This is a genomic window from Amycolatopsis coloradensis, assembly GCF_001953865.1.
Taxonomy (GTDB): Bacteria; Actinomycetota; Actinomycetes; order Mycobacteriales; family Pseudonocardiaceae; genus Amycolatopsis; species Amycolatopsis coloradensis.
The window spans coordinates 537,327-555,241 of sequence record NZ_MQUQ01000015.1; the positions used below are offsets into that span (position 1 = coordinate 537,327).

Genomic DNA, 17,915 nt, shown 5'->3' on the forward strand with positions numbered 1-17,915 from the left:
AGGGAGAAGGACTCATGCGCAAGCGATTGAGATGGATCGCCGCCGCCGGCATCGTGCTGGCGCTGGCGGGCTGTTCGGCGAACGATTCCAGCGGCGAATCCGCCGCGATGCCGATGTCGTCCGACGGGAAGCAGGCGGCGCCGAAGCAGGGTGCGCCGAACCAGGACAGTGGCGGCAAGGCCGGGCAGGAGAAGGCGCCGGCGCCCGCCGGGCAGCCGGGTGTCACCGACCGCAAACTGGTGCGCACGGCGAGCATGGAGCTCACCACGCCGAACGTGGCCGACCTGATCTCGCAGGTCCGCGTCATCACGCAGGGCGCCGCCGGCTACACCGGCCAGGAGAGCACCCAGGAGAAGCGGGCGACGATCAGTGTCGTCGTCCCCTCCGAACGCCTCGACGGCGTGCTGGACCAGTTAGGCAGGCTCGGGAAGCTGGTCCGGCGGGAGGCCGGCGCGACTGACGTGACCGAGCAGCTCGTCGATGTCGACTCCCGGCTCGCCACCCAGCGGGCGAGCGTCGAGCGCATCCGCGCGCTGCTCGCGAGGGCGACGTCGATCGCGGAGATCACCTCGGTCGAGAGTGAGCTGACGAACCGCGAAGCCGAACTCGAATCACTTCAGAAGCGCCGCGAGAGCCTCGCCGGAAGTGTCGCCATGTCGACTATTTCCTTGCAGGTGAAGGCGGAAGAGGTCGTGGTCGCGGAAGAGTCCCGTAACGGTTTCCTCGATGGGCTGGCCGGCGGCTGGAACGCGTTCCTGACCTTCGGTGGCGGCCTGCTGGTCGTGATCGGGGCGATGGCTCCGTTCGTGCTGGTCTTCGGCATTCCCGCGGCGGCCCTGGTGTGGTGGCTGCGCAAGCGGCGCCGTCCGGCGGCTCCCGCGATGGCGACGGCGTCGGATCTGCCGTCCGCGCCTCCGCTGGACTGATTCGCGACCAAGGTTCCGTGCCCTGAAAAGACTTAGGCGGGACGGCTCGAGGGAGGGGGGAGTCGCGATCTCGAGCCGCCCCGCTGAAGTTCCCGCCAAGGTGGACCCGGTGACGAGGGGGATGCCAACGGGGCCGGCGGGCGCCGCGACTCGGCAGGGGGGAGACGAGTCGCGGTCGTCACCCGCGTCGAGCCGGGGAGTGCGTGGAATCCGGCCGCGCGGGACTTAGTCAACCTGTCAGATCTCCACCTGTAATCACAAGACTACCGGTTACCCCATTCGAGTGAAATCTGAAAACCGGGATAACGGAGTGCAGCCTGATGTCCGGGGATCCGGTCTTGTTGACAACCCGTCTTCTGGACGGGTGAAAGTGTTCTCGCGGGTAACGCACTCTCCGTAGAACAAACGGCAAGTCCAGCCCTCTGACCGGCGCTTCCGCCTGCTCTGGCAGGCTGAACCCCATGGCTGAGCTTGGGACTCTGGTGCTGCTGCGTCACGGGCAGAGCACGTGGAACGCCGAAAACCTGTTCACCGGCTGGGTGGACGTGCCGCTGTCGGAGCAGGGTGAGCGGGAGGCGCGCAAGGGCGGGCGGCTGCTCGCCGAGTCCGGCCTGTTGCCGGACGTCGTCCACACGTCGCTGATGCGCCGGGCGATCTCGACCGCCAACCTGGCGCTCGACGCCGCCGACCGGCACTGGATCCCGGTGAAGCGCGACTGGCGTCTCAACGAGCGGCACTACGGCGCGCTGCAGGGCAAGAACAAGAAGCAGACCCTGGACGAATTCGGCGAGGAGCAGTTCATGCTCTGGCGCCGCTCCTATGACACCCCGCCGCCCCCGATCGACCCGGCCGACGAGTTCAGCCAGGTGGGCGACGCGCGTTACGCCGACCTCGGCGACTCCGCCCCGCTGACCGAATGCCTCAAGGACGTCGTCGCGCGTCTGCTGCCGTACTGGGAGTCCGCGATCGTGCCGGATCTCCGGGCAGGCAAGACCGTGCTGGTCGCCGCGCACGGCAACTCGCTGCGGGCGCTGGTGAAGCACCTCGACGGCATCTCCGACGACGCCATCGCCGGGCTCAACATCCCGACCGGCATCCCGCTGCGCTACGACCTCACCGAGGACCTCGAGCCGGTCACGGCCGGAGGGACCTACCTCGACCCGGAAGCCGCCAAGGAAGCCGCGGCCGCCGTGGCGAACCAGGGCCGCTGACCCCTCCTCGCGTTTCGTCCTCTAGTTGCGGTGGTTCGCTCTCGAACTACCGCAACTAGAGGACGAATTGCGTCAGGGGAGGGGCTGGACCAGCTCCAGGCCGGCGGCCTTCCAGCCCTCCGGCAAGTGCTGGAGCCGCAGGACGATCGGCAGGTACTTCTTCGTCACCTGGCCCGCCGGGTCCGTGACGTCCGTGGCCGCGTAGAGCAGCACACTCGCCTTGTCGTCCACGAGTTCCATGACCGCGGCGACGGGGTTCGGCGCCATCGCCGCCTTCGTGCCCGCGGCCCGGATCTGACTCACCTGAGTCGCCTTGCCCTGCTGGAACTGCGCCAGCAACTGTCCGGTCGAGACGGACTCGTAGCGGGCGAAGGTGCCTTCAGGATCGGCCGAATTGACGCTCAGCAGGGCCTCCGCGACCCGCAGACCGCCGTCGCGGGCGGAGTCCCGCGTCCTCGCGATCGCCCGGTCGCCCACGCCCGGTTTCTCCGGGGCGAGCGGCGACCCCGCCGGGTTCACCGTCACCTCGCCGATTCGCCAGCGGTCGCCCTCGCGCACGGCCGCGAGCAGCACCGACGCGAGGCCTTTGCTGGTGGTGCCCGCCCGGGTGCTGCTCTGGTCAAGCACGGTCAGCACCCGCGCCTTGTCCGGCGTCTGCTCGACGGCCGCCGAGACGATCACCCGCGTCACCAGCTTGATCGGCTCCGCCGAGTTCCGGACCTCGGTCAGCAGCTTCGCCAGCTCTTCCCGCGCCGCGGGTGTCAGGTTCTCGGCGGTCGCCTTCTCGTAGGCGGGCAGTGCCGCGCTGTCGTAGGAGAACACCGCTTCGACGGCTTTCTTGACCGACGTCAGCACCGAAGCCGTGCTCGCCGGATTCACCAGCGCGAAGTTCGAGGGCGGGCCCGCCGGTTCGGGCCGGGCGGTGCCGGAGACGGTGGTGGTGCAGCCCGCGAGCACCAGCAGCACGGCGAATCCCGCCCAGCGCTTCACAGGAGGCCGAGCTCCCTCGCCCGCGCGTCGACCTGGAGCCGCGACGTCACGCCGAGCGCGACCAGCAGCTCCGAGACGCGCCGCTGATAGGTGCGCACGCCCATGCCGAGACTCTTCGCGGCCTTGTCGTCCTTGCAGCCGGTGGTCAGGAAGTCGAGGATCTGCGGTGCCTCCATCCGGATGTCGGCGAACCGCGCGTCGAAAGTCTCCAACGTGGCGGCCGCCTCCCAGGCGGTTTCGAACAGCGACAGGATGCCCTGAACCAGCTCCGGGCGCGAGATGACGCTGTAGGAGCGCACCGCCTTGCCCTCGTCGCCTGCCATGATCGCGACCCGCTCGTCGAGCAGGATCGCCTCGTTGATCTCCCCGGTGCCGATCCGGATCTGCGCGCCGAGACCGGACAGGCGGTGCAGGTGCCGCGCGGTCTGCTCGTTCAGCAGGACGCCGGGGCGGTACAGCTTGCGGATCCGCTTGTCGCGCACCATCCGCTCGCCGTGGCGGGTGAGCGACGGCCGGGAAAGCGCCCAGGTGTACAGGTCGTCGGCCGCGCACGCGATGTCGGTCGCCGCGACGAACAGATGAGCCGTCCGGTCGAACAGCTCTTCTTCTCCGCGAATCAGGGAGATGTCACTGACGAGTTCCACGGCGACAGTCTTCCAACATTCCCCGGCCGCCGTGACGGGAACATCGCTATTTCCCGGCGAGCGGCCGCCGCGGGCGCGGAGAGTCGCGACGAAAGTCGGGAACCGGACGCGAGTGGCCCCCGGCGTCCCCGTTTCGGGTGACTCGCTCACCCAGGAGATCTCGGCAAGGGATCGGTCACGTGAACGGCGCCTGGCCTGGAGGCGAACAGGGCGTCCCCAGGTGTCATAGGCATCACGAGTACGCGGCCGGGACTAGGCCAAAAGACTACCCGCGCGCTTACGATCCCCTTGTGACCACGCCTGTTGCACTCGCCCTTGCCGTCGGCGGACTGATCGTCGGGGTGGTCGTCGGCTTCCTGATCGCGAGGGGCCGCGCCCGCCGCGAGGAACGGCGCCCGACCGGGCCCACCGTCGCCGAACTACTCGAACGCCTCGTGCGGTCCAGTAACAACGGCGTCGTCGTCCTCAACAAGTTCGGCGACATGGTCCTGCACAACCCGCGTGCCTACGAGCTGGGACTGGTGAAGGTCAACCAAGCCGATCCGCGGGCCCGCAAGGCCGCCGAGCAGGTGGTCGAGACCGACGACCCGATGGAGATCGACCTGTCCCCACTGGAGGCGAGGGGCCGTCAGCCCGAAGCCGTCCTCGGCGAGGTCCGCCCGCTGGGCGACGGGTTCACCGTGGTCGAGGCCGTCGATCACTCCGAGGCGATCCGCCTCGAAGCGGTCCGGCGGGACTTCGTCGCGAACGTCAGTCACGAACTCAAGACCCCGGTCGGCGCGATCGCGCTGCTCACCGAGGCCGTGCTCGACGCCGCGGAGGACACCGAGGAGGTCCGCCGCTTCGGTGGCAAGATCCTCCGCGAGTCCACGCGGCTGGGCCAGCTCGTCACCGAGCTGATCGCGCTGTCGCGACTCCAGGGCGCCGAGCGGCTGCCCGACCTGAACGTGGTCGAGGTCGACGCCGTCGTCCGCGAAGCGCTCGGCCGGACGACGCTGTCGGCGGAATCCGCCGAGATCACCATCACCACCGATTCGGCCAGCGGGCTGCTCATCGAGGGCGACCGGACGCTGATGGTCACCGCGCTGTCGAACCTGCTGGAGAACGCCGTCGCGTACTCGCCGGCGGGCAGCCCGGTGTCGATCAGCAGGCGGCTGGTCGACGGGAAGGTCGAGATCGCGGTGACCGACCGCGGCATCGGTATCGCCGAGGACGAGCAGCAGCGGGTCTTCGAGCGGTTCTTCCGCTCCGACAAGGCGCGATCGCGGTCGACCGGCGGCACCGGGCTCGGCCTGGCGATCGTCAAGCACGTGGCCGCCAACCACGGCGGTTCGGTCGGCCTTTGGAGCCGTCCGGGCACCGGGTCGACGTTCACCCTGCGGATCCCCGCGCACATCGGTGCCGAACCGGCCGCGGCCGCGAAACAGGCTCCGCCGGCATCCCGGCCGGAGAAGACCCCCGAGCGGACACCCCGTCTCGTGGCAACAGGGCAAGAAAGCCCCGACCATGGAGGAAACCTGTGACGAGGGTTCTCATCGTCGAGGACGAAGAGTCGTTCGCCGACCCGCTCGCGTTCTTGCTGCGCAAGGAGGGCTTCACCGCCGCCGTGGCCGGAACGGGACAGCAGGCGCTCGAGGAATTCGACCGCAACGGCGCCGACATCGTCCTGCTCGATCTCATGCTTCCCGGAATGAGCGGGACGGACGTCTGCAAGCAGCTCCGGCAGCGCTCCGCCGTACCGGTGATCATGGTGACCGCGCGCGACAGCGAGATCGACAAGGTCGTCGGGCTGGAACTGGGCGCCGACGACTACGTCACCAAGCCGTACTCGGCCCGCGAACTCATCGCGCGGGTCCGGGCGGTCCTGCGCCGCGGCGGTGAGCCGGGCTCCGAAGGCGATCTCGCACCCCTCGTGCTGACCGCCGGCCCGGTGCGGATGGACGTCGAGCGGCACGTGGTGACCGTCGACGGCCAGGAGGTCTCCTTGCCGCTGAAGGAGTTCGACCTGCTCGAGTACCTGCTGCGCAACGTGGGCCGCGTGCTCACCCGCGGGCAGCTGATCGACCGGGTGTGGGGCGCGGATTACGTCGGCGACACCAAGACGCTCGACGTCCACGTGAAGCGCCTGCGGTCGAAGATCGAACCGGACCCGGGATCGCCCCGGCACCTGGTCACGGTGCGTGGCCTCGGCTACAAGTTCGAGACCTGATGGCGCTGGTACCCGCCTGTTGCGATACAGATCACGGTTACGGTTTCGTGACCTGACGTGCGGGCGGGTACCGTAGACGCTCGTGCGCCTTGGGGTACTCGACGTCGGTTCCAACACCGTCCACCTGCTCGTGGTCGACGCCCACCGTGGCGCCCACCCGACCCCGATGCATTCCGAAAAGGCCGTCCTCCGGCTCGCCGAGCAGATCACCCGCAACGGCGACCTGAGCCGCGCGGGCGCGGACAGCCTCGTGCGGGCGGTCGATTCGGCGAAGGCGGCGGCCCTGCGGCTCGGCTGCGAAGAGGTCATGGCGTTCGCGACCTCGGCGGTCCGCGAGGCCAAGAACGCCCCGAAGGTGCTGTCGAAGGTCCACGATGAGACCGGCGTGGAGCTGAAGGTGCTGTCCGGGGTCGACGAGTCCCGGCTCACCTTCCTCGCCGTCCGCCGCTGGTTCGGCTGGTCGGCGGGAAAATTGCTGGTGCTCGACATCGGCGGCGGCTCACTGGAAGTCGCGATGGGCCGCGACGAGGAGCCCGAACTGGCCGAATCCCTCCCGCTGGGCGCGGGGCGGACCACCCGGACGCGGTTCCAGCACGACCCGCCGACCCGCTCCGAACTCATCGCGACTTCGGCGTGGCTCGAAGAACAGCTCGCCCCGCTCGCGAAGAAGGTCGCCAAATTGGGTGAACCCGATCGTGTCGTGGCGACGTCGAAGACGTTCCGGTCACTCGCCAGGCTGACCGGAGCGGCGCCGTCGGCCAGCGGGCCGCACGCGCGCCGTACCCTGACCGACACCGCGTTGCGCCAGCTCATCGCGTTCATCTCCCGGATGACCGCCCATGACCTGGCACAACTCGAGGGGGTCAGCGCGAGCAGGTCGCATCAGCTGGTGGCGGGCGCGCTCGTCGCCCAAGCCACCATGCGGGCGCTTTCCCTGGAAGAACTGGAGATCTGTCCGTGGGCGCTGCGAGAAGGTGTCATCCTGCGACGGCTGGACCATTCGAATGGTGCGGACGAGACTGGGGGCGGCAGCGCCCGACTGGACTTCGTCGAAGGAGAACGGGCACGGTGAAGAGGTGACGGAAATGCGGATGACGGCCGGTAGCGCGCGCGACGCCGCCGATGCCCCGTCGCGTGCCGGTGCGCAACGGCTGGAGCGCGCATTGGACAGCACGGTATGACGGACGAAACAGAGAGCGGCCCGCCTCAGAAGACCGTGGCGGAGCTGCTCGCGCAGCACGGAGCCCAGCCCGAAGGCGGGCGTCGCAGGCGACGCCGCGCGGCCGACGACGAGGACGAGGCTCCCGAGCCGCCGCGCGGCCGACGCGCGCCCTCGGTGAGCGACACCGCGCCGCAGGCGATCATCGACAGGGTGTCCGGCGACACCCCGCCGCCGCCGTCGCGACCGCCACGCCGATCGCGCCCCCAAGACCCGCCTGATGGGTTCTCGGCGGGAAAAAGCACCTCGAACGCCGGAGCGCGTGCCGTTCCGCCGCCGCAGCAGGACTCCGCGCCGCTGCCGGTGCCGCCGGACGTCGCGTCCACCCCGACCAGGCAGACCCCGCCGGTGCGCCCGCCGAACCCTGCCCAGCCGCCTCAGGAGTCCGGCCAGTTCGCGCGCCCCGCCCCGCCGCAGCAGTCGGGCCAGTTCGCCCGGCCGACGCCGCCGCAGGAGCAGAGCGGCTACCAGCAACGCCCGCCGCAACCGCCGCAGCAGTCGGGCCAGTTCGCCCGGCAGGCCCCGCCGCAGGAACAGTCCGGCTACCAGCAGCGTCCGCCGGATCCCGAAGGACCGCCTCCGCGTGGCCGTCCGCGGCCCACGGGCCCGGAGGAGACCCGCGGCGCGGTGCCGCCGGTCCGCCGTCGCCCCGAACCGCCCGCAGGACCCCCGTCCTCGGGACTTTCGGCGAGACTCGACGGCGGTGCCGACGCCCCGCCCGAGGACGTCCAGGAAGCGCCGGGCCCGATGGCCAGCGGCGCGTTCGCGACCCCGCCCGCGCAGCCGGCGCGCCGCCGCCGTCCGCCCGCTCGTCCCGTCCAGCCCAAGGCCGAGCCGAGCACCGAGCAGTTCGCGGCGGTCGACGAGGCCGAAGCCGAGGCGGTCGCGCCCGTCGAGCCCGCGGCGCCGCCCGCCGGGCTCGCCGGATGGCGCAAGCGCAGGCAGAAGGTGCAGTCCGAGGACACCGAGATCGGCGGCATCCCGCCGGTGCCGCCCCCGATCGCACCCGTCGAACCGGACGCCGACTCCGAACCGGACCCGTTCGACGCGGGCCCCCCGACCATGGGGCACCCCGCCCCGATGCCGTTCGTGCCGCCGCATTCGCTCGACGACCGCGACCGCCGGCCGGACGGCCTCGACGAGTACGAGCGAGAGTTCGCCGACCCGGCGTACCCCGACGGCGGACCGGACTTCGAGCGCGACGACTACGGCTATCGCGCCGACGAGTACGAAGACGACTACGACGAGCAGGACGCGGACGTCGTCGACGAGGCCGAGCCCGAGGAGCCCGCCGAGAACGCCTCGCCGGGGAAGCAGTGGCTGGCACTCGCCGGTCAGCTCGCCCTCGGCGTGGTCGGCGGCGCCGGGGTCTGGCTGGGCTTCAACTGGCTGTGGGTGAACATCCCCGCCGCCGCGCTGGTCGCCGCGCTGCTGGTGATCGTCGCGCTGGTGTGGATTGTCCGCAAGATCCGCCGGGCCGATGACCTGCAGACCACGGTTCTCGCGGTGCTGGTCGGACTGGTGGTGACGGTCTCACCGGCCGCACTCCTGCTCGTCGCGCGTTAGCGGCCTCGGGGAGGATGCCGGAATGGCAGCACGCATTCCGGTAGGTGTCTCGACCGCGTCCGTCTGGCCCTTGCGGGCGGGCGCGGCCTTCGAGATGGCCGCCGACCTCGGCTACGATGGCGTCGAGGTGATGATCTGGGCCGACCCGGTGAGCCAGGACGTCTCCGCGCTGCGCCGCTGGTCGCGCCGGACCGGGGTGCCGGTGCTGTCGATTCACTCGCCGTCGCTGCTGATCACCCAGCGCGTGTGGTCGCCGGATCCCGAGGTGCGCCTGCGGATGTCCGTGGACGCGGCACGGGAACTGGGCGCGCGCACGGTCGTCGTGCATCCGCCGTTCCGGTGGCAGCGGCGCTACGGCGACGCGTTCGGAGACCTCGTCGACGAACTCGAAGAAGAGAGCGGCATCGAGATCGCCGTCGAGAACATGTTCAAGGTCCGCCCGCCCGGTGGCTCGCGGACGTCGCGCGTGTCGGCCTTCCGTCCCTCGATCGACCCTACGGACGTAGGGTTCCGGCACTACACGCTCGACCTGTCCCATACAGCGGCGGCCGGGATGGACGCCCTCGCGCTCGCCGAACGGATGGGAAACGGGCTCACGCACGTCCATCTGGCGGACGGCACGGGCCTTCCCAAGGACGAGCACCTGGTGCCCGGACGCGGGGTCGAACCTTGCGCCGAACTCCTCGAAAAGCTCGTGATCAGCGATTTCGCCGGGCAGATCGTGCTGGAGATCAACACCCGCCGTTCGCCGAGCGCGGCGCAGCGGTCGAGAGATCTCGCGGAGTCACTCTTGTTCGCGAGGTTTCACCTCGGTCAGTGACAAAGATCGTCTCCAGGTGCGGAGATTCATTCCTCCCTGCGCCCGAGGCGCTGGTACACGTAAAGTTCCGACCGTGAACCAGCTGCGTTTGTTGATCTCCCGCACCCCGATGGATCGGCTCGTGGCCTGGGTAAGTGCTCGGTGAGCGCGGCCGACGACACGGGCACCTCCTTCGACGCGGCATGCGCGACGCGCTCACTGGGTGACGGCACTTTCACAGCGGTACTGCGCACGGAATGGTCGATCGGCGGGCATCCGCACGGCGGCTTCCTGATGGCCCTGATGGCGCGGGCCGCCCTCTCACTCCTCCACGAACGCGGCGAGCCGCCATCCGAGCCGCTGGCGATCAGCGCGGAGTTCCTGCACCCGCCCGCGGTGGGGCCGGTGCTGCTGCGCACCGACGTCCGGAAGGTCGGACGGCGCGCCTCGGTCGTCGCGGTCCTGCTGGAGCAGCGGGGCCGCAGCTGCGTCGAGGCCAGGGTGACCACCGGGCGGCTGCCGATGCGGCGGCCGGAGTGGACCGACGTCCCCGCCATGCCCGCGGAGCCGTCGCCCGGCGCGGTGCCCGTCACCGGTGAGACGTCCGAAGGCATGTTCAACCTGGCGCAGGGCTGCGAGGTCAGGCTGGATCCGGCGAGCGTCGGCTACCTGCACGGCCGGATCGGCGACCCGCCGAAGATGCGGCTGTGGGTCCGGCCGCGGCACGGTCTGCCGGATCCGTTCTTCGCTCTGCTCGCGGGGGACGTGAACCCGCCGGTGGTCTACAACCTCGGCCGCGTCGGCTGGTCGCCGACCGTCCAGCTGACCGCGTTGCTGCGCACCCGGCCCGCGCCCGGCTGGCTGCGGGTGATCGTGCGGTCCCATTCGGTGCAGGAGGCCTGGTTCGATTCGGACGCCGTCGTGGTGGATTCGCAGGGCAGGCTGGTCTGCCAGGCGCGTCAGCTCGCGCTTGCCCCGGCGCCCGGCGGCTGACGGCGGTTTGGCACGCTGAACCGGCCATGAGCGAGCCTGCGAGGAATCATCGGCACAGTGTCCGCTCATGCGACGCGAAGTGACCCAGTACGAGGAGTAAGCATGAGTGTGATCGCGGTTCTGGGTGCCGGGAAGATCGGGGAGGCCCTGCTCTCGGGCCTGCTGCACGGCGGGCACAGCCCCGATGACCTGCTCTTCACCGAGCGGTATCCGGCGCGCGCGGCCGAACTGACCGAGCGCCACGGCGTCCAGGGGGTCACCGTCGCCGACGCCGCGCGCCGGGCCGACGTGCTGGTCGTCGCGGTCAAACCGCAGGACATCGACCCGGTCCTCGCCGACCTTTCGCCGTTGCTCGGCAAGGAGTCGCTGGTGGTCTCGCTGTGCGCGGGCCTGCCGACCGCCCTGTACGAGCGCAGGCTGGCCGAGGGCGTCCCGGTGGTGCGGGTCATGCCGAACACCCCGATGCTCGTCGGAGAGGCGATGAGCGCGGTCTCCGCGGGGGCGCACGCGACCGCGGAGCACATCGCGCTGGTGAAGGAGCTGCTCTCGCACGTCGGGCAGGTCGTCGAGGTGCCGGAGTCGCAGCAGGACGCCGTCACGGCACTGTCCGGGTCCGGGCCGGCGTACTTCTTCTACCTGGTCGAGGCCATGATCGACGCCGGGATCCTGCTCGGCCTTCCCCGCGCGCTCGCCGGGCAGCTGATCATCCAGTCGGCGGTCGGGGCGGCGAAGATGCTCGCGGAGTCCGACGAGCACCCGGTGCTGCTGCGCGAAGCCGTCACTTCACCGGCCGGAACTACCATCAACGCCATCCGCGAACTCGAGAAGCACGGCGTCCGCGCGGCGCTGCTCGCCGCCATCGAGGCCGCGAAGGACCGCTCGACCGAACTGGGCGTCGCTCACGAACCTCGCGATTAGTCCTCTGGTGGCGGTCGTGAGCCGGGGCCGAATCGGTGGTTTCGCGTGCTTGGTGGGACGGCACGTGTGATCCGACGGACGACACGCGTGACTGGATGGACGACACGCGTGCGCAATGGTCCCGCCGCGAGTCGTCCGGCTGGACACGTGTGTCGTCCAACCTCGCAAGTAGTCGCCTGGTTGCGGTAGTTCACCGGCGAACTACCGCAACCAGAGGACGAAACGCGTAGTCGGACAGGCCCATCTCGGTGACTCGCGTCGCTTTAGCCACACGTGTCCCGCTACTCTCAGGAGAGCACGTGCGTGTCGATACCACAGGTGGGGAAGCCGCGTGGCGCGACACGTGTCGAAGGGCACGGTGAATCATGCCGTCGAACAAGAAGGATGATCTGCCCTCAGTGGGTCAGGTCCAGTTTCTGACGGTCGCCGAGGTGGCCACGCTGATGCGGGTCTCCAAGATGACCGTCTATCGCCTCGTTCACTCGGGCGAGTTGCCCGCGGTGCGCGTGGGGAAGTCGTTCAGAGTGCCCGAAAAGGCCGTTCACGAATATCTGCAAGGCGCGTACTTCGACGTGGGCTGAGGCTCGCTTCGCGGAGCACAGTATGCCCGCCGGAGGGCGTCTTCCGGGGCGCGAGTACCCTGGAAGACCGCTCGTGCCTGTGCGCTCCACCCGTTGGACGCTGCGCCGGGCAGCGTGACCGACGACGAAGGAAGGAGCGCTCACGATGGGCTCTGTGATCAAGAAGCGCCGTAAGCGCATGTCGAAGAAGAAGCACCGCAAGTTGCTGCGCCGGACGCGTGTTCAGCGTAGGAAGGCCGGCAAGTAAGACACAGCCGGTGAGTGGCCCGTCCAGTTTCTGGACGGGCCACTCCCATTTGGTGGGCGAGGTCAGTTCATTCGAGTGAGAAGTGAATCCCCTCTGCGAGCGCCTGGTTAATAGCATGTAAGCGCTGACTCGACTACCCCTAATGAGCGGTAACATCTCAAGGGCACCCGCGCGATGCTTCCCCATGAGTGCAGGTTCGCGCACACTGGTAGATCAAGTTTCGCTCAAGGTCATCAGGACCCCGTGATCGAAGTCCGAGAACCGACCAAACCGCAGGGAGTCCTATGCCGTCGAACGTCGTGCTCGTGACCGGGGTCGGGGGAGACCTTGGCGGGAAACTGCTCGCCAGACTCGGCAACAATCCGGAGTTCGAGCGGGTGATCGGCGTGGACACCACGCCTCCGCGGAAGTCGGTACTGCAGCGCATGGGTCGCGCTGAATATGTCCGCGCGGACATTCGGAACCCGCTGATCGCCAAGGTGATCAGCACGGCCGAGGTCGACACCGTCGTGCACGCCTCGTGCACCGCGCATCCGGCCGGGCCCGCTCGCCGCACGGCGATCAAAGAGGTCAACGTCATCGGCACGATGCGGCTGCTGGCGGCCTGCCAGCGCTCGCCGCTCGTGCGCAAGCTCGTGGTGAAGTCGACGGCCGCGGTCTACGGAGCGGGGGCGCGCTCGCAGGCTGTCTTCACCGAGGATTCCGAGCTCATCCCCACCTCGACCAGCGGATACGCCAAGGACGCCGTCGAGATGGAGGGGTACGTGCGCGGCCTCATGCGCCGCCGTCCCGACATCACGACGACGCTGTTCCGGTTCGCCAACATCATCAGCCCCGAGATCGACACGGTGCTCTCGCGCTACTTCGCGCTGCCGGTGGTCCCGACCGTCTTCGGCTACGACGCGCGGATCCAGCTGCTCCATGCCTCGGACGCGCTGGCCGTTTTCGAACAGGCGACGCTGAACGACAACCCCGGCGTGTTCAACGTCGGCTCGGAAGGGGTACTCACCCTTTCACAGGCGATCCGGCGAGCCGGGCGGGTCGAACTGCCGATGCCCAGCGGTGTCGTCCCTTCGATCGGCAAGCTCCTGCGCGGGGCCCGCGTGGTCGACTTTTCCGCCGACCAGGTGCGGCTGCTGAACTACGGCCGGGTCGTGGACATCACGAAGCTCCAGAAGGACTTCGGCTACACACCGCGCTGGACGACGCGCGAGGCGTTCGACGACTACATCACCGGCCGCGGGCTCAGGCCCGTGGTGGACGGAGGCAGGCTGGCCGGATTCGCGGGCAAGGTCCTGGTGGCCGCGGCTACCGGGCAGGCGGGGCACCGGTGAGCAGGCCACACGAGAACTCTCATGAAGGCGAGGCGGAAGACGTGAGCGGCGCTGAAGCGCAGGTCATCCCGTTGCACGGCCCCGGCAGAGAGAAGCCGGACCCGGCGGCTCAGGCGGATCGGGATCTTCGCGAGTCCGAAGAGGCGCAAGAACAGCTGAAACAGGAGCGCCGGGACGACGCGCCCGTCGTCGAGTTCCCCGGCGCCGCGCGAGTCTCGCCCGCCCGGAACCGCCCGGCCGACGAGGACCTCCTCCCGGCCTCGCTCCGGACGGCCCTGGGATTCCTGCGGGACCGGCTGACCGGCGACTACACCGTCGACGAGTTCGGCTTCGACGCCGAGCTGACCGAAACCCTGTTGCTGCCACCGCTGCGCGCGCTGTTCGAGAAGTGGTTCCGCGTCGACACCTTCGGCGTCGAGAACCTGCCCGCCGACGGTGGCGCGCTGCTCGTGTCCAACCACTCCGGAACCTTGCCGCTCGACGCGCTGATGACCGCCGTCGCCGTGCACGACCACGTCCCCGGTGGCAGGCATCTACGTGGTCTCGGCGCGGATCTGGTGTTCCAGGTGCCGCTGGTCGGCTCCTTCGCCCGCAAGTCCGGGCAGACACTCGCCTGCAACGCCGACGCGGAACGCTTGCTGCGCAACGGAGAACTCGTCGGTGTCTGGCCGGAAGGGTTCAAGGGCATCGGCAAACCGTTCTCGTCGCGGTACAAGCTCCAGCGGTTCGGCCGCGGCGGTTTCGTTTCCGCGGCGCTGCGGACCGGGGCGCCGATCATCCCCGTGTCCGTCGTCGGCGCGGAGGAGATCTACCCGAAGGTCGGCGACATCAAGCTGCTCGCTCGGCTGCTCGGCCTGCCGTACTTCCCGGTGACGCCGTTCTTCCCGCTGCTCGGCCCGCTCGGCGCGATCCCGCTGCCGACGAAGTGGAGCATCGAGTTCGGCGAGCCCATCCGCACGGACACCTACGACGCGGACGCCGTGGACGACCCGATGCTGGTGTTCACGCTGACCGACCAGGTGCGGGAGTCGATCCAACAGTCGCTGTACAAACGCCTTTCGCAGCGAAAGAGCGTCTTCAGGGGGTGACCCCCTCTGCGTTTCGTCCTCTAGTTGCGGTAGTTGTACGCGCAAGGACCGCAACTAGAGGACGAATTGCGTCAGGGGGGTCAGCGGCGCCGGTAGGCCATGCCCGCCGCGACGGCGCCGGCCACGGCGCCCACGCCGAGCACCGAAGGAACGCCGATCTTCGCGGCCTTCCGTCCGGTCCGGAAGTCGCGGATCTCCCAGCCACGCGCACGCGCGACGTCGCGAAGGCCGCCATCGGGGTTCACCGCGACCGCGGTTCCGACGACCGACAGCATCGGGACGTCGTTCTGCGAGTCCGAATACGCTGTGCAGCGCTTGAGATTCAGCCCTTCGCGTGACGCCAAGGCCCGGACGGCGTGTGCTTTCGCGCGGCCGTGCAGCAGATCGCCGACGAGGCGGCCGGTGTAGATACCGTCTTTGGTCTCCGCGACCGTGCCCAGCGCGCCGGTGAGGCCGAGGCGCCGCGAGATGATGGCCGCGAGCTCGATCGGGGTCGCGGTGACGAGCCAGACGCGCTGTCCGGCGTCGAGATGCATCTGCGCGAGCGCGCGGGTGCCGGACCAGATCTTGTCCGACATCAGCTCGTCGTAGATCTCTTCGCTGATGTCGGTCAGTTCCTGCACGGTGCGACCGGCCACAAAGGACAGTGCGCGTTCGCGGTGGGTCTTGATGTCCTCTTTGTTCTCCCGGCCGCCGAGCCGGAATTTCACTTGCTGCCAGACGAATCCGGCCAGATCGGCGGAAGTGAAGAACTTGCGCGCGGCCAGGCCGCGGGCGAAGTAGAAGATCGACGCGCCCATCATCATGGTGTTGTCGACGTCGAAGAACGCGGCCGCGGTCAGGTCCGGCGGAGCGGGCGGCGCGGGCGGTTCGAGGGCTTCGGCGGACGCGGTCGCCATGGCGGCCTCGGCCGACGCCTCGCCCGCGAGCTCGGCCAGCCGTTCGAGCTCTTGACTCTTGTCCTTGCCCCGCCAAACTGACACGCACACCGCCTCCGGAATTCCAGGTGCCTATGCACAGCGTAGCGAGCGCTGCACCCGCCCGTGCCGAGTGTGGCGCCTCCCTCAGTCTCTGTTGGTGGACCCGCATCCGCGACCGACGTCGGCAGGGCGCCGTCGGGTACGGCGCCCTGCCACCGCGATAGCGAGGCCTTCGGCCGGGCTGGGTTCACACGACGGAGCGTCAGCCGATGACTATCGGCGGTAACCCCGGGATGAGCGGCGGAATCGAGATCAGCGGCGGCGGTGGCGTGGTGGTCGTCGGCGGGGGTGGTGTCTTCGTCACCGGGGCGGGTGTGGCCATGACGGGCGGCGGCACGCCTCCCGAGGGCGGCGCGAGCGGTCCGGTCGGGGTCGCGGTGTCCACGACGGACGACGGCGGCGCCGAGGTCGGCGACGGCGACCAGGTCGGGGCCGAGGACGGCGGGGGCTGCGTCACCGGCGGCACGACGGCGTCGGGGGAGCCGGGGTCGCGGACGCAGTCACCGGCGGCCGGGACCGCGCCCAGCTCGTCGGACGAGCCCGTGGTGATCGTGTAACAGACCAGGCGCGAGCCGAGATCCGTCGTGCGCGCCTGAACCTTGTCGAGCAGGACACGGGCGGCGGCGAACTTGTCGCGTGCCTCGGCGGGGGCGCTCCCGACCTGGAAACCGAGCCGGTCGGACTGCTGCCGGGCCCAGGTGCGGAGTTCGGCCAGCCGGGTCTGGCCGCCTTGATCGGTGACGATCGCCGTCAATTGCGAGACGCCGGCGCGCAGATCGGTCTCGAAATCGGCGAGGCCGGTGAAGTAGGCGCCGGTGGACGCTCCTTGGCGGGTCAGTTCACCGAGTTCGCCGACGCGGTTCGTGGCGAACTCCAGATGTTTCTTCGCCTTGTCCTGCTCGTCGAAAGTAAGGCCGAGCGCGGCCGATTCACCCGCTCGTTTGATGCCGTAAAGGGGATCGCCCGGCAACGCGTCCTTCGACAGCAGCAGCGTGATGCCGCCCAGCGCGAGTACGAGCGCGACGGCGGCCGCGGCGAGGTTGGCGACAGCGTGGCCACGGCGCTTCGGTGGCGCTTCGGCCTCGGCGAGGCGTCCGGCGATCTCGTCGCGGATCCGTTTCCGGGTTTCGGCGTCGGGAGCGCCACTCGCGCCCAGTTCACGGAGGCCGCAGACGAGCGCGAGTTCGCGGGCGAACTCGTCGGTGTCCGGGGAGGCCGTGCCGTCGACAAGGTCCGCGAAGCGGTCACCGTCCGCCCGCTCCCGTGCGAACCGTCCCGGCACGCCCACGGCGAAGTCTCCATCTGCTCAGCCCGGTCCTGACACCGGTCTGGCTGGGAAAACGAGCGGGGACGCCCAAGAGTTACGGCAAGGCCCGGTCAGGAGTGAATATGAGGATGGTGGATATATCGGCGGGTTAACGCAATCCGGTGGGCAGAAGTTGTGCCAAACGGCGTACCGCGCGGTGCTGAAGGGCCTTGATGGCACCTTCGTTGCGCTTCATGATGGCCGCCGTCTCGGCGACCGAAAGTCCCTGCATGAACCGCAGCACGATGCACTCGCGCTGGTCTTCACCGAGTTCGGCGACGCAACGCAGCAGTTCGGCGCGGGTGGCGCGGCTGATGGCCTGCTGCTCGGGACCCGCGACGGCCTGCACGCCCACGTTCCCGATCGGCGTCCCGTTCGGTTCGGCGACCTCGTCGGTGACGACCTCGAGGCGGAACCGGCTCGACTTCACGTGGTCGAGGATGATGTTGCGCGCGATGGTGACGAACCAGGCGCCGACGTCGCGCCCCTGGTAGCTCACCGACGTGATGCGGCGCAGCGCGCGCAGGAAGGTCTCGCTGGTGACGTCCTCCGCGAGGTCCCGGTCGCCGAGACGGAACAGGACGTAGCGGTAGACGACGTCGACGTAGCGGTCGTAGAGACGGCCGAACGCGGACGTGTCGCCGCCTTGCGCGGCACTGACCAGCTCCCACGCTTCGGCCTTCGCGGCCTCAGCGGCGGCGTCGGTAGTCTCCTCGGACTTCGCCCGGGACGACGGGACCGCCGGGAAACCGCTCCGCCGGAGGATGTGGCCCGCCAGCATCGAGACGGGGTTCGGCAAAGGAAGGGTCACGACGGGCCTCCCGTTCCGGACAGGGAAGACCGGCCCGCATGTCCCACCGCCGCGTGGGCCTGCAAGATCTGCACGTCCGGACTCCCTTTCTCA

At 69.5% G+C, this 17,915-nt stretch carries 18 protein-coding genes; 13 read left to right on the forward strand and 5 right to left on the reverse strand.

Going from position 1 to position 17,915, the window contains the following annotated elements; all coding sequences use genetic code 11:
* The first annotated feature begins 14 nt into the window (after nucleotides 1-14).
* Both BS329_RS28195 and BS329_RS28200 read left to right on the forward strand, forming a co-directional pair.
* On the forward strand, nucleotides 15-926 hold the full coding sequence (locus tag BS329_RS28195) for a DUF4349 domain-containing protein (protein ID WP_076164234.1): 912 nt from the start codon (nucleotides 15-17) through the stop codon (nucleotides 924-926).
* A gap of 461 nt (nucleotides 927-1,387) precedes the next feature.
* On the forward strand, nucleotides 1,388-2,137 hold the full coding sequence (locus BS329_RS28200; RefSeq protein ID WP_076164235.1) for a phosphoglyceromutase: 750 nt from the start codon (nucleotides 1,388-1,390) through the stop codon (nucleotides 2,135-2,137).
* 72 nt (nucleotides 2,138-2,209) lie between these two features.
* Here the strand turns inward: BS329_RS28200 and BS329_RS28205 are convergent, their stop codons facing one another.
* A complete protein-coding gene (locus BS329_RS28205) occupies nucleotides 2,210-3,127 on the reverse strand; it encodes a hypothetical protein (RefSeq protein ID WP_076164236.1) in 918 nt (305 codons plus the stop codon).
* On the reverse strand, nucleotides 3,124-3,771 hold the full coding sequence (locus tag BS329_RS28210) for a LuxR family transcriptional regulator (RefSeq protein WP_076164237.1): 648 nt from the start codon (nucleotides 3,769-3,771) through the stop codon (nucleotides 3,124-3,126). The genes BS329_RS28205 and BS329_RS28210 overlap by 4 nt, the downstream gene beginning before the upstream one ends.
* A gap of 290 nt (nucleotides 3,772-4,061) precedes the next feature.
* Between BS329_RS28210 and BS329_RS28215 the strand changes: the two genes are divergently transcribed.
* The 11 genes from BS329_RS28215 to BS329_RS28265 all read left to right on the forward strand — a co-directional run bounded on the left by BS329_RS28215 (nucleotide 4,062) and on the right by BS329_RS28265 (nucleotide 14,725).
* Entirely contained in the window at nucleotides 4,062-5,294 is a 1,233-nt protein-coding gene (locus tag BS329_RS28215) for a sensor histidine kinase (RefSeq protein WP_076164238.1), read from the forward strand.
* Complete coding sequence (locus BS329_RS28220; RefSeq protein ID WP_076164239.1) at nucleotides 5,291-5,980, forward strand: response regulator transcription factor; 690 nt, start codon at nucleotides 5,291-5,293, stop codon at nucleotides 5,978-5,980. Before BS329_RS28215 ends, BS329_RS28220 begins: the two co-directional genes overlap by 4 nt.
* Before the next feature lie 82 nt (nucleotides 5,981-6,062).
* Nucleotides 6,063-7,052 carry a Ppx/GppA family phosphatase gene (locus tag BS329_RS28225; RefSeq protein ID WP_076164240.1) on the forward strand — a complete coding sequence of 330 codons (990 nt, stop codon included), beginning with the start codon at nucleotides 6,063-6,065 and terminating at the stop codon, nucleotides 7,050-7,052.
* Nucleotides 7,053-7,157: 105 nt separating this feature from the next.
* On the forward strand, nucleotides 7,158-8,765 hold the full coding sequence (locus BS329_RS28230; protein ID WP_084750246.1) for a hypothetical protein: 1,608 nt from the start codon (nucleotides 7,158-7,160) through the stop codon (nucleotides 8,763-8,765).
* A 22-nt stretch (nucleotides 8,766-8,787) separates the two neighbouring features.
* Nucleotides 8,788-9,585, forward strand: a complete 798-nt coding sequence (locus BS329_RS28235) for a sugar phosphate isomerase/epimerase family protein (protein WP_076164241.1) — start codon at nucleotides 8,788-8,790, stop codon at nucleotides 9,583-9,585.
* Between the two features lie 141 nt (nucleotides 9,586-9,726).
* Entirely contained in the window at nucleotides 9,727-10,557 is an 831-nt protein-coding gene (locus BS329_RS28240; RefSeq protein ID WP_076164242.1) for a thioesterase family protein, read from the forward strand.
* 102 nt (nucleotides 10,558-10,659) lie between these two features.
* Entirely contained in the window at nucleotides 10,660-11,475 is an 816-nt protein-coding gene (proC, locus tag BS329_RS28245; RefSeq protein ID WP_076164243.1) for a pyrroline-5-carboxylate reductase, read from the forward strand.
* Nucleotides 11,476-11,840: 365 nt separating this feature from the next.
* The gene (locus BS329_RS28250; RefSeq protein WP_076164244.1) at nucleotides 11,841-12,056 is read left to right on the forward strand and encodes a helix-turn-helix domain-containing protein; all 216 of its coding nucleotides are present in this window, start codon (nucleotides 11,841-11,843) and stop codon (nucleotides 12,054-12,056) included.
* Nucleotides 12,057-12,201: 145 nt separating this feature from the next.
* On the forward strand, nucleotides 12,202-12,303 hold the full coding sequence (locus BS329_RS28255; RefSeq protein ID WP_007030867.1) for a 30S ribosomal protein bS22: 102 nt from the start codon (nucleotides 12,202-12,204) through the stop codon (nucleotides 12,301-12,303).
* A 284-nt stretch (nucleotides 12,304-12,587) separates the two neighbouring features.
* On the forward strand, nucleotides 12,588-13,637 hold the full coding sequence (locus tag BS329_RS28260; RefSeq protein WP_076164245.1) for an NAD-dependent epimerase/dehydratase family protein: 1,050 nt from the start codon (nucleotides 12,588-12,590) through the stop codon (nucleotides 13,635-13,637).
* Nucleotides 13,634-14,725, forward strand: coding sequence for a lysophospholipid acyltransferase family protein (locus BS329_RS28265; protein ID WP_076164246.1), 1,092 nt, complete (start codon nucleotides 13,634-13,636; stop codon nucleotides 14,723-14,725). The genes BS329_RS28260 and BS329_RS28265 overlap by 4 nt, the downstream gene beginning before the upstream one ends.
* Before the next feature lie 80 nt (nucleotides 14,726-14,805).
* On the opposite strand, the gene BS329_RS28270 is transcribed toward BS329_RS28265, so the two are convergent.
* The 3 genes from BS329_RS28270 to BS329_RS28280 all read right to left on the reverse strand — a co-directional run bounded on the left by BS329_RS28270 (nucleotide 14,806) and on the right by BS329_RS28280 (nucleotide 17,822).
* The gene (locus BS329_RS28270; RefSeq protein WP_076164247.1) at nucleotides 14,806-15,708 is read right to left on the reverse strand and encodes an HAD family hydrolase; all 903 of its coding nucleotides are present in this window, start codon (nucleotides 15,706-15,708) and stop codon (nucleotides 14,806-14,808) included.
* Nucleotides 15,709-15,907: 199 nt separating this feature from the next.
* Nucleotides 15,908-16,993 carry a DUF5667 domain-containing protein gene (locus BS329_RS28275; protein ID WP_084750249.1) on the reverse strand — a complete coding sequence of 362 codons (1,086 nt, stop codon included), beginning with the start codon at nucleotides 16,991-16,993 and terminating at the stop codon, nucleotides 15,908-15,910.
* Between the two features lie 127 nt (nucleotides 16,994-17,120).
* Nucleotides 17,121-17,822, reverse strand: a complete 702-nt coding sequence (locus BS329_RS28280) for a sigma-70 family RNA polymerase sigma factor (RefSeq protein ID WP_076164248.1) — start codon at nucleotides 17,820-17,822, stop codon at nucleotides 17,121-17,123.
* Between the last annotated feature and the right edge of the window lie 93 nt (nucleotides 17,823-17,915).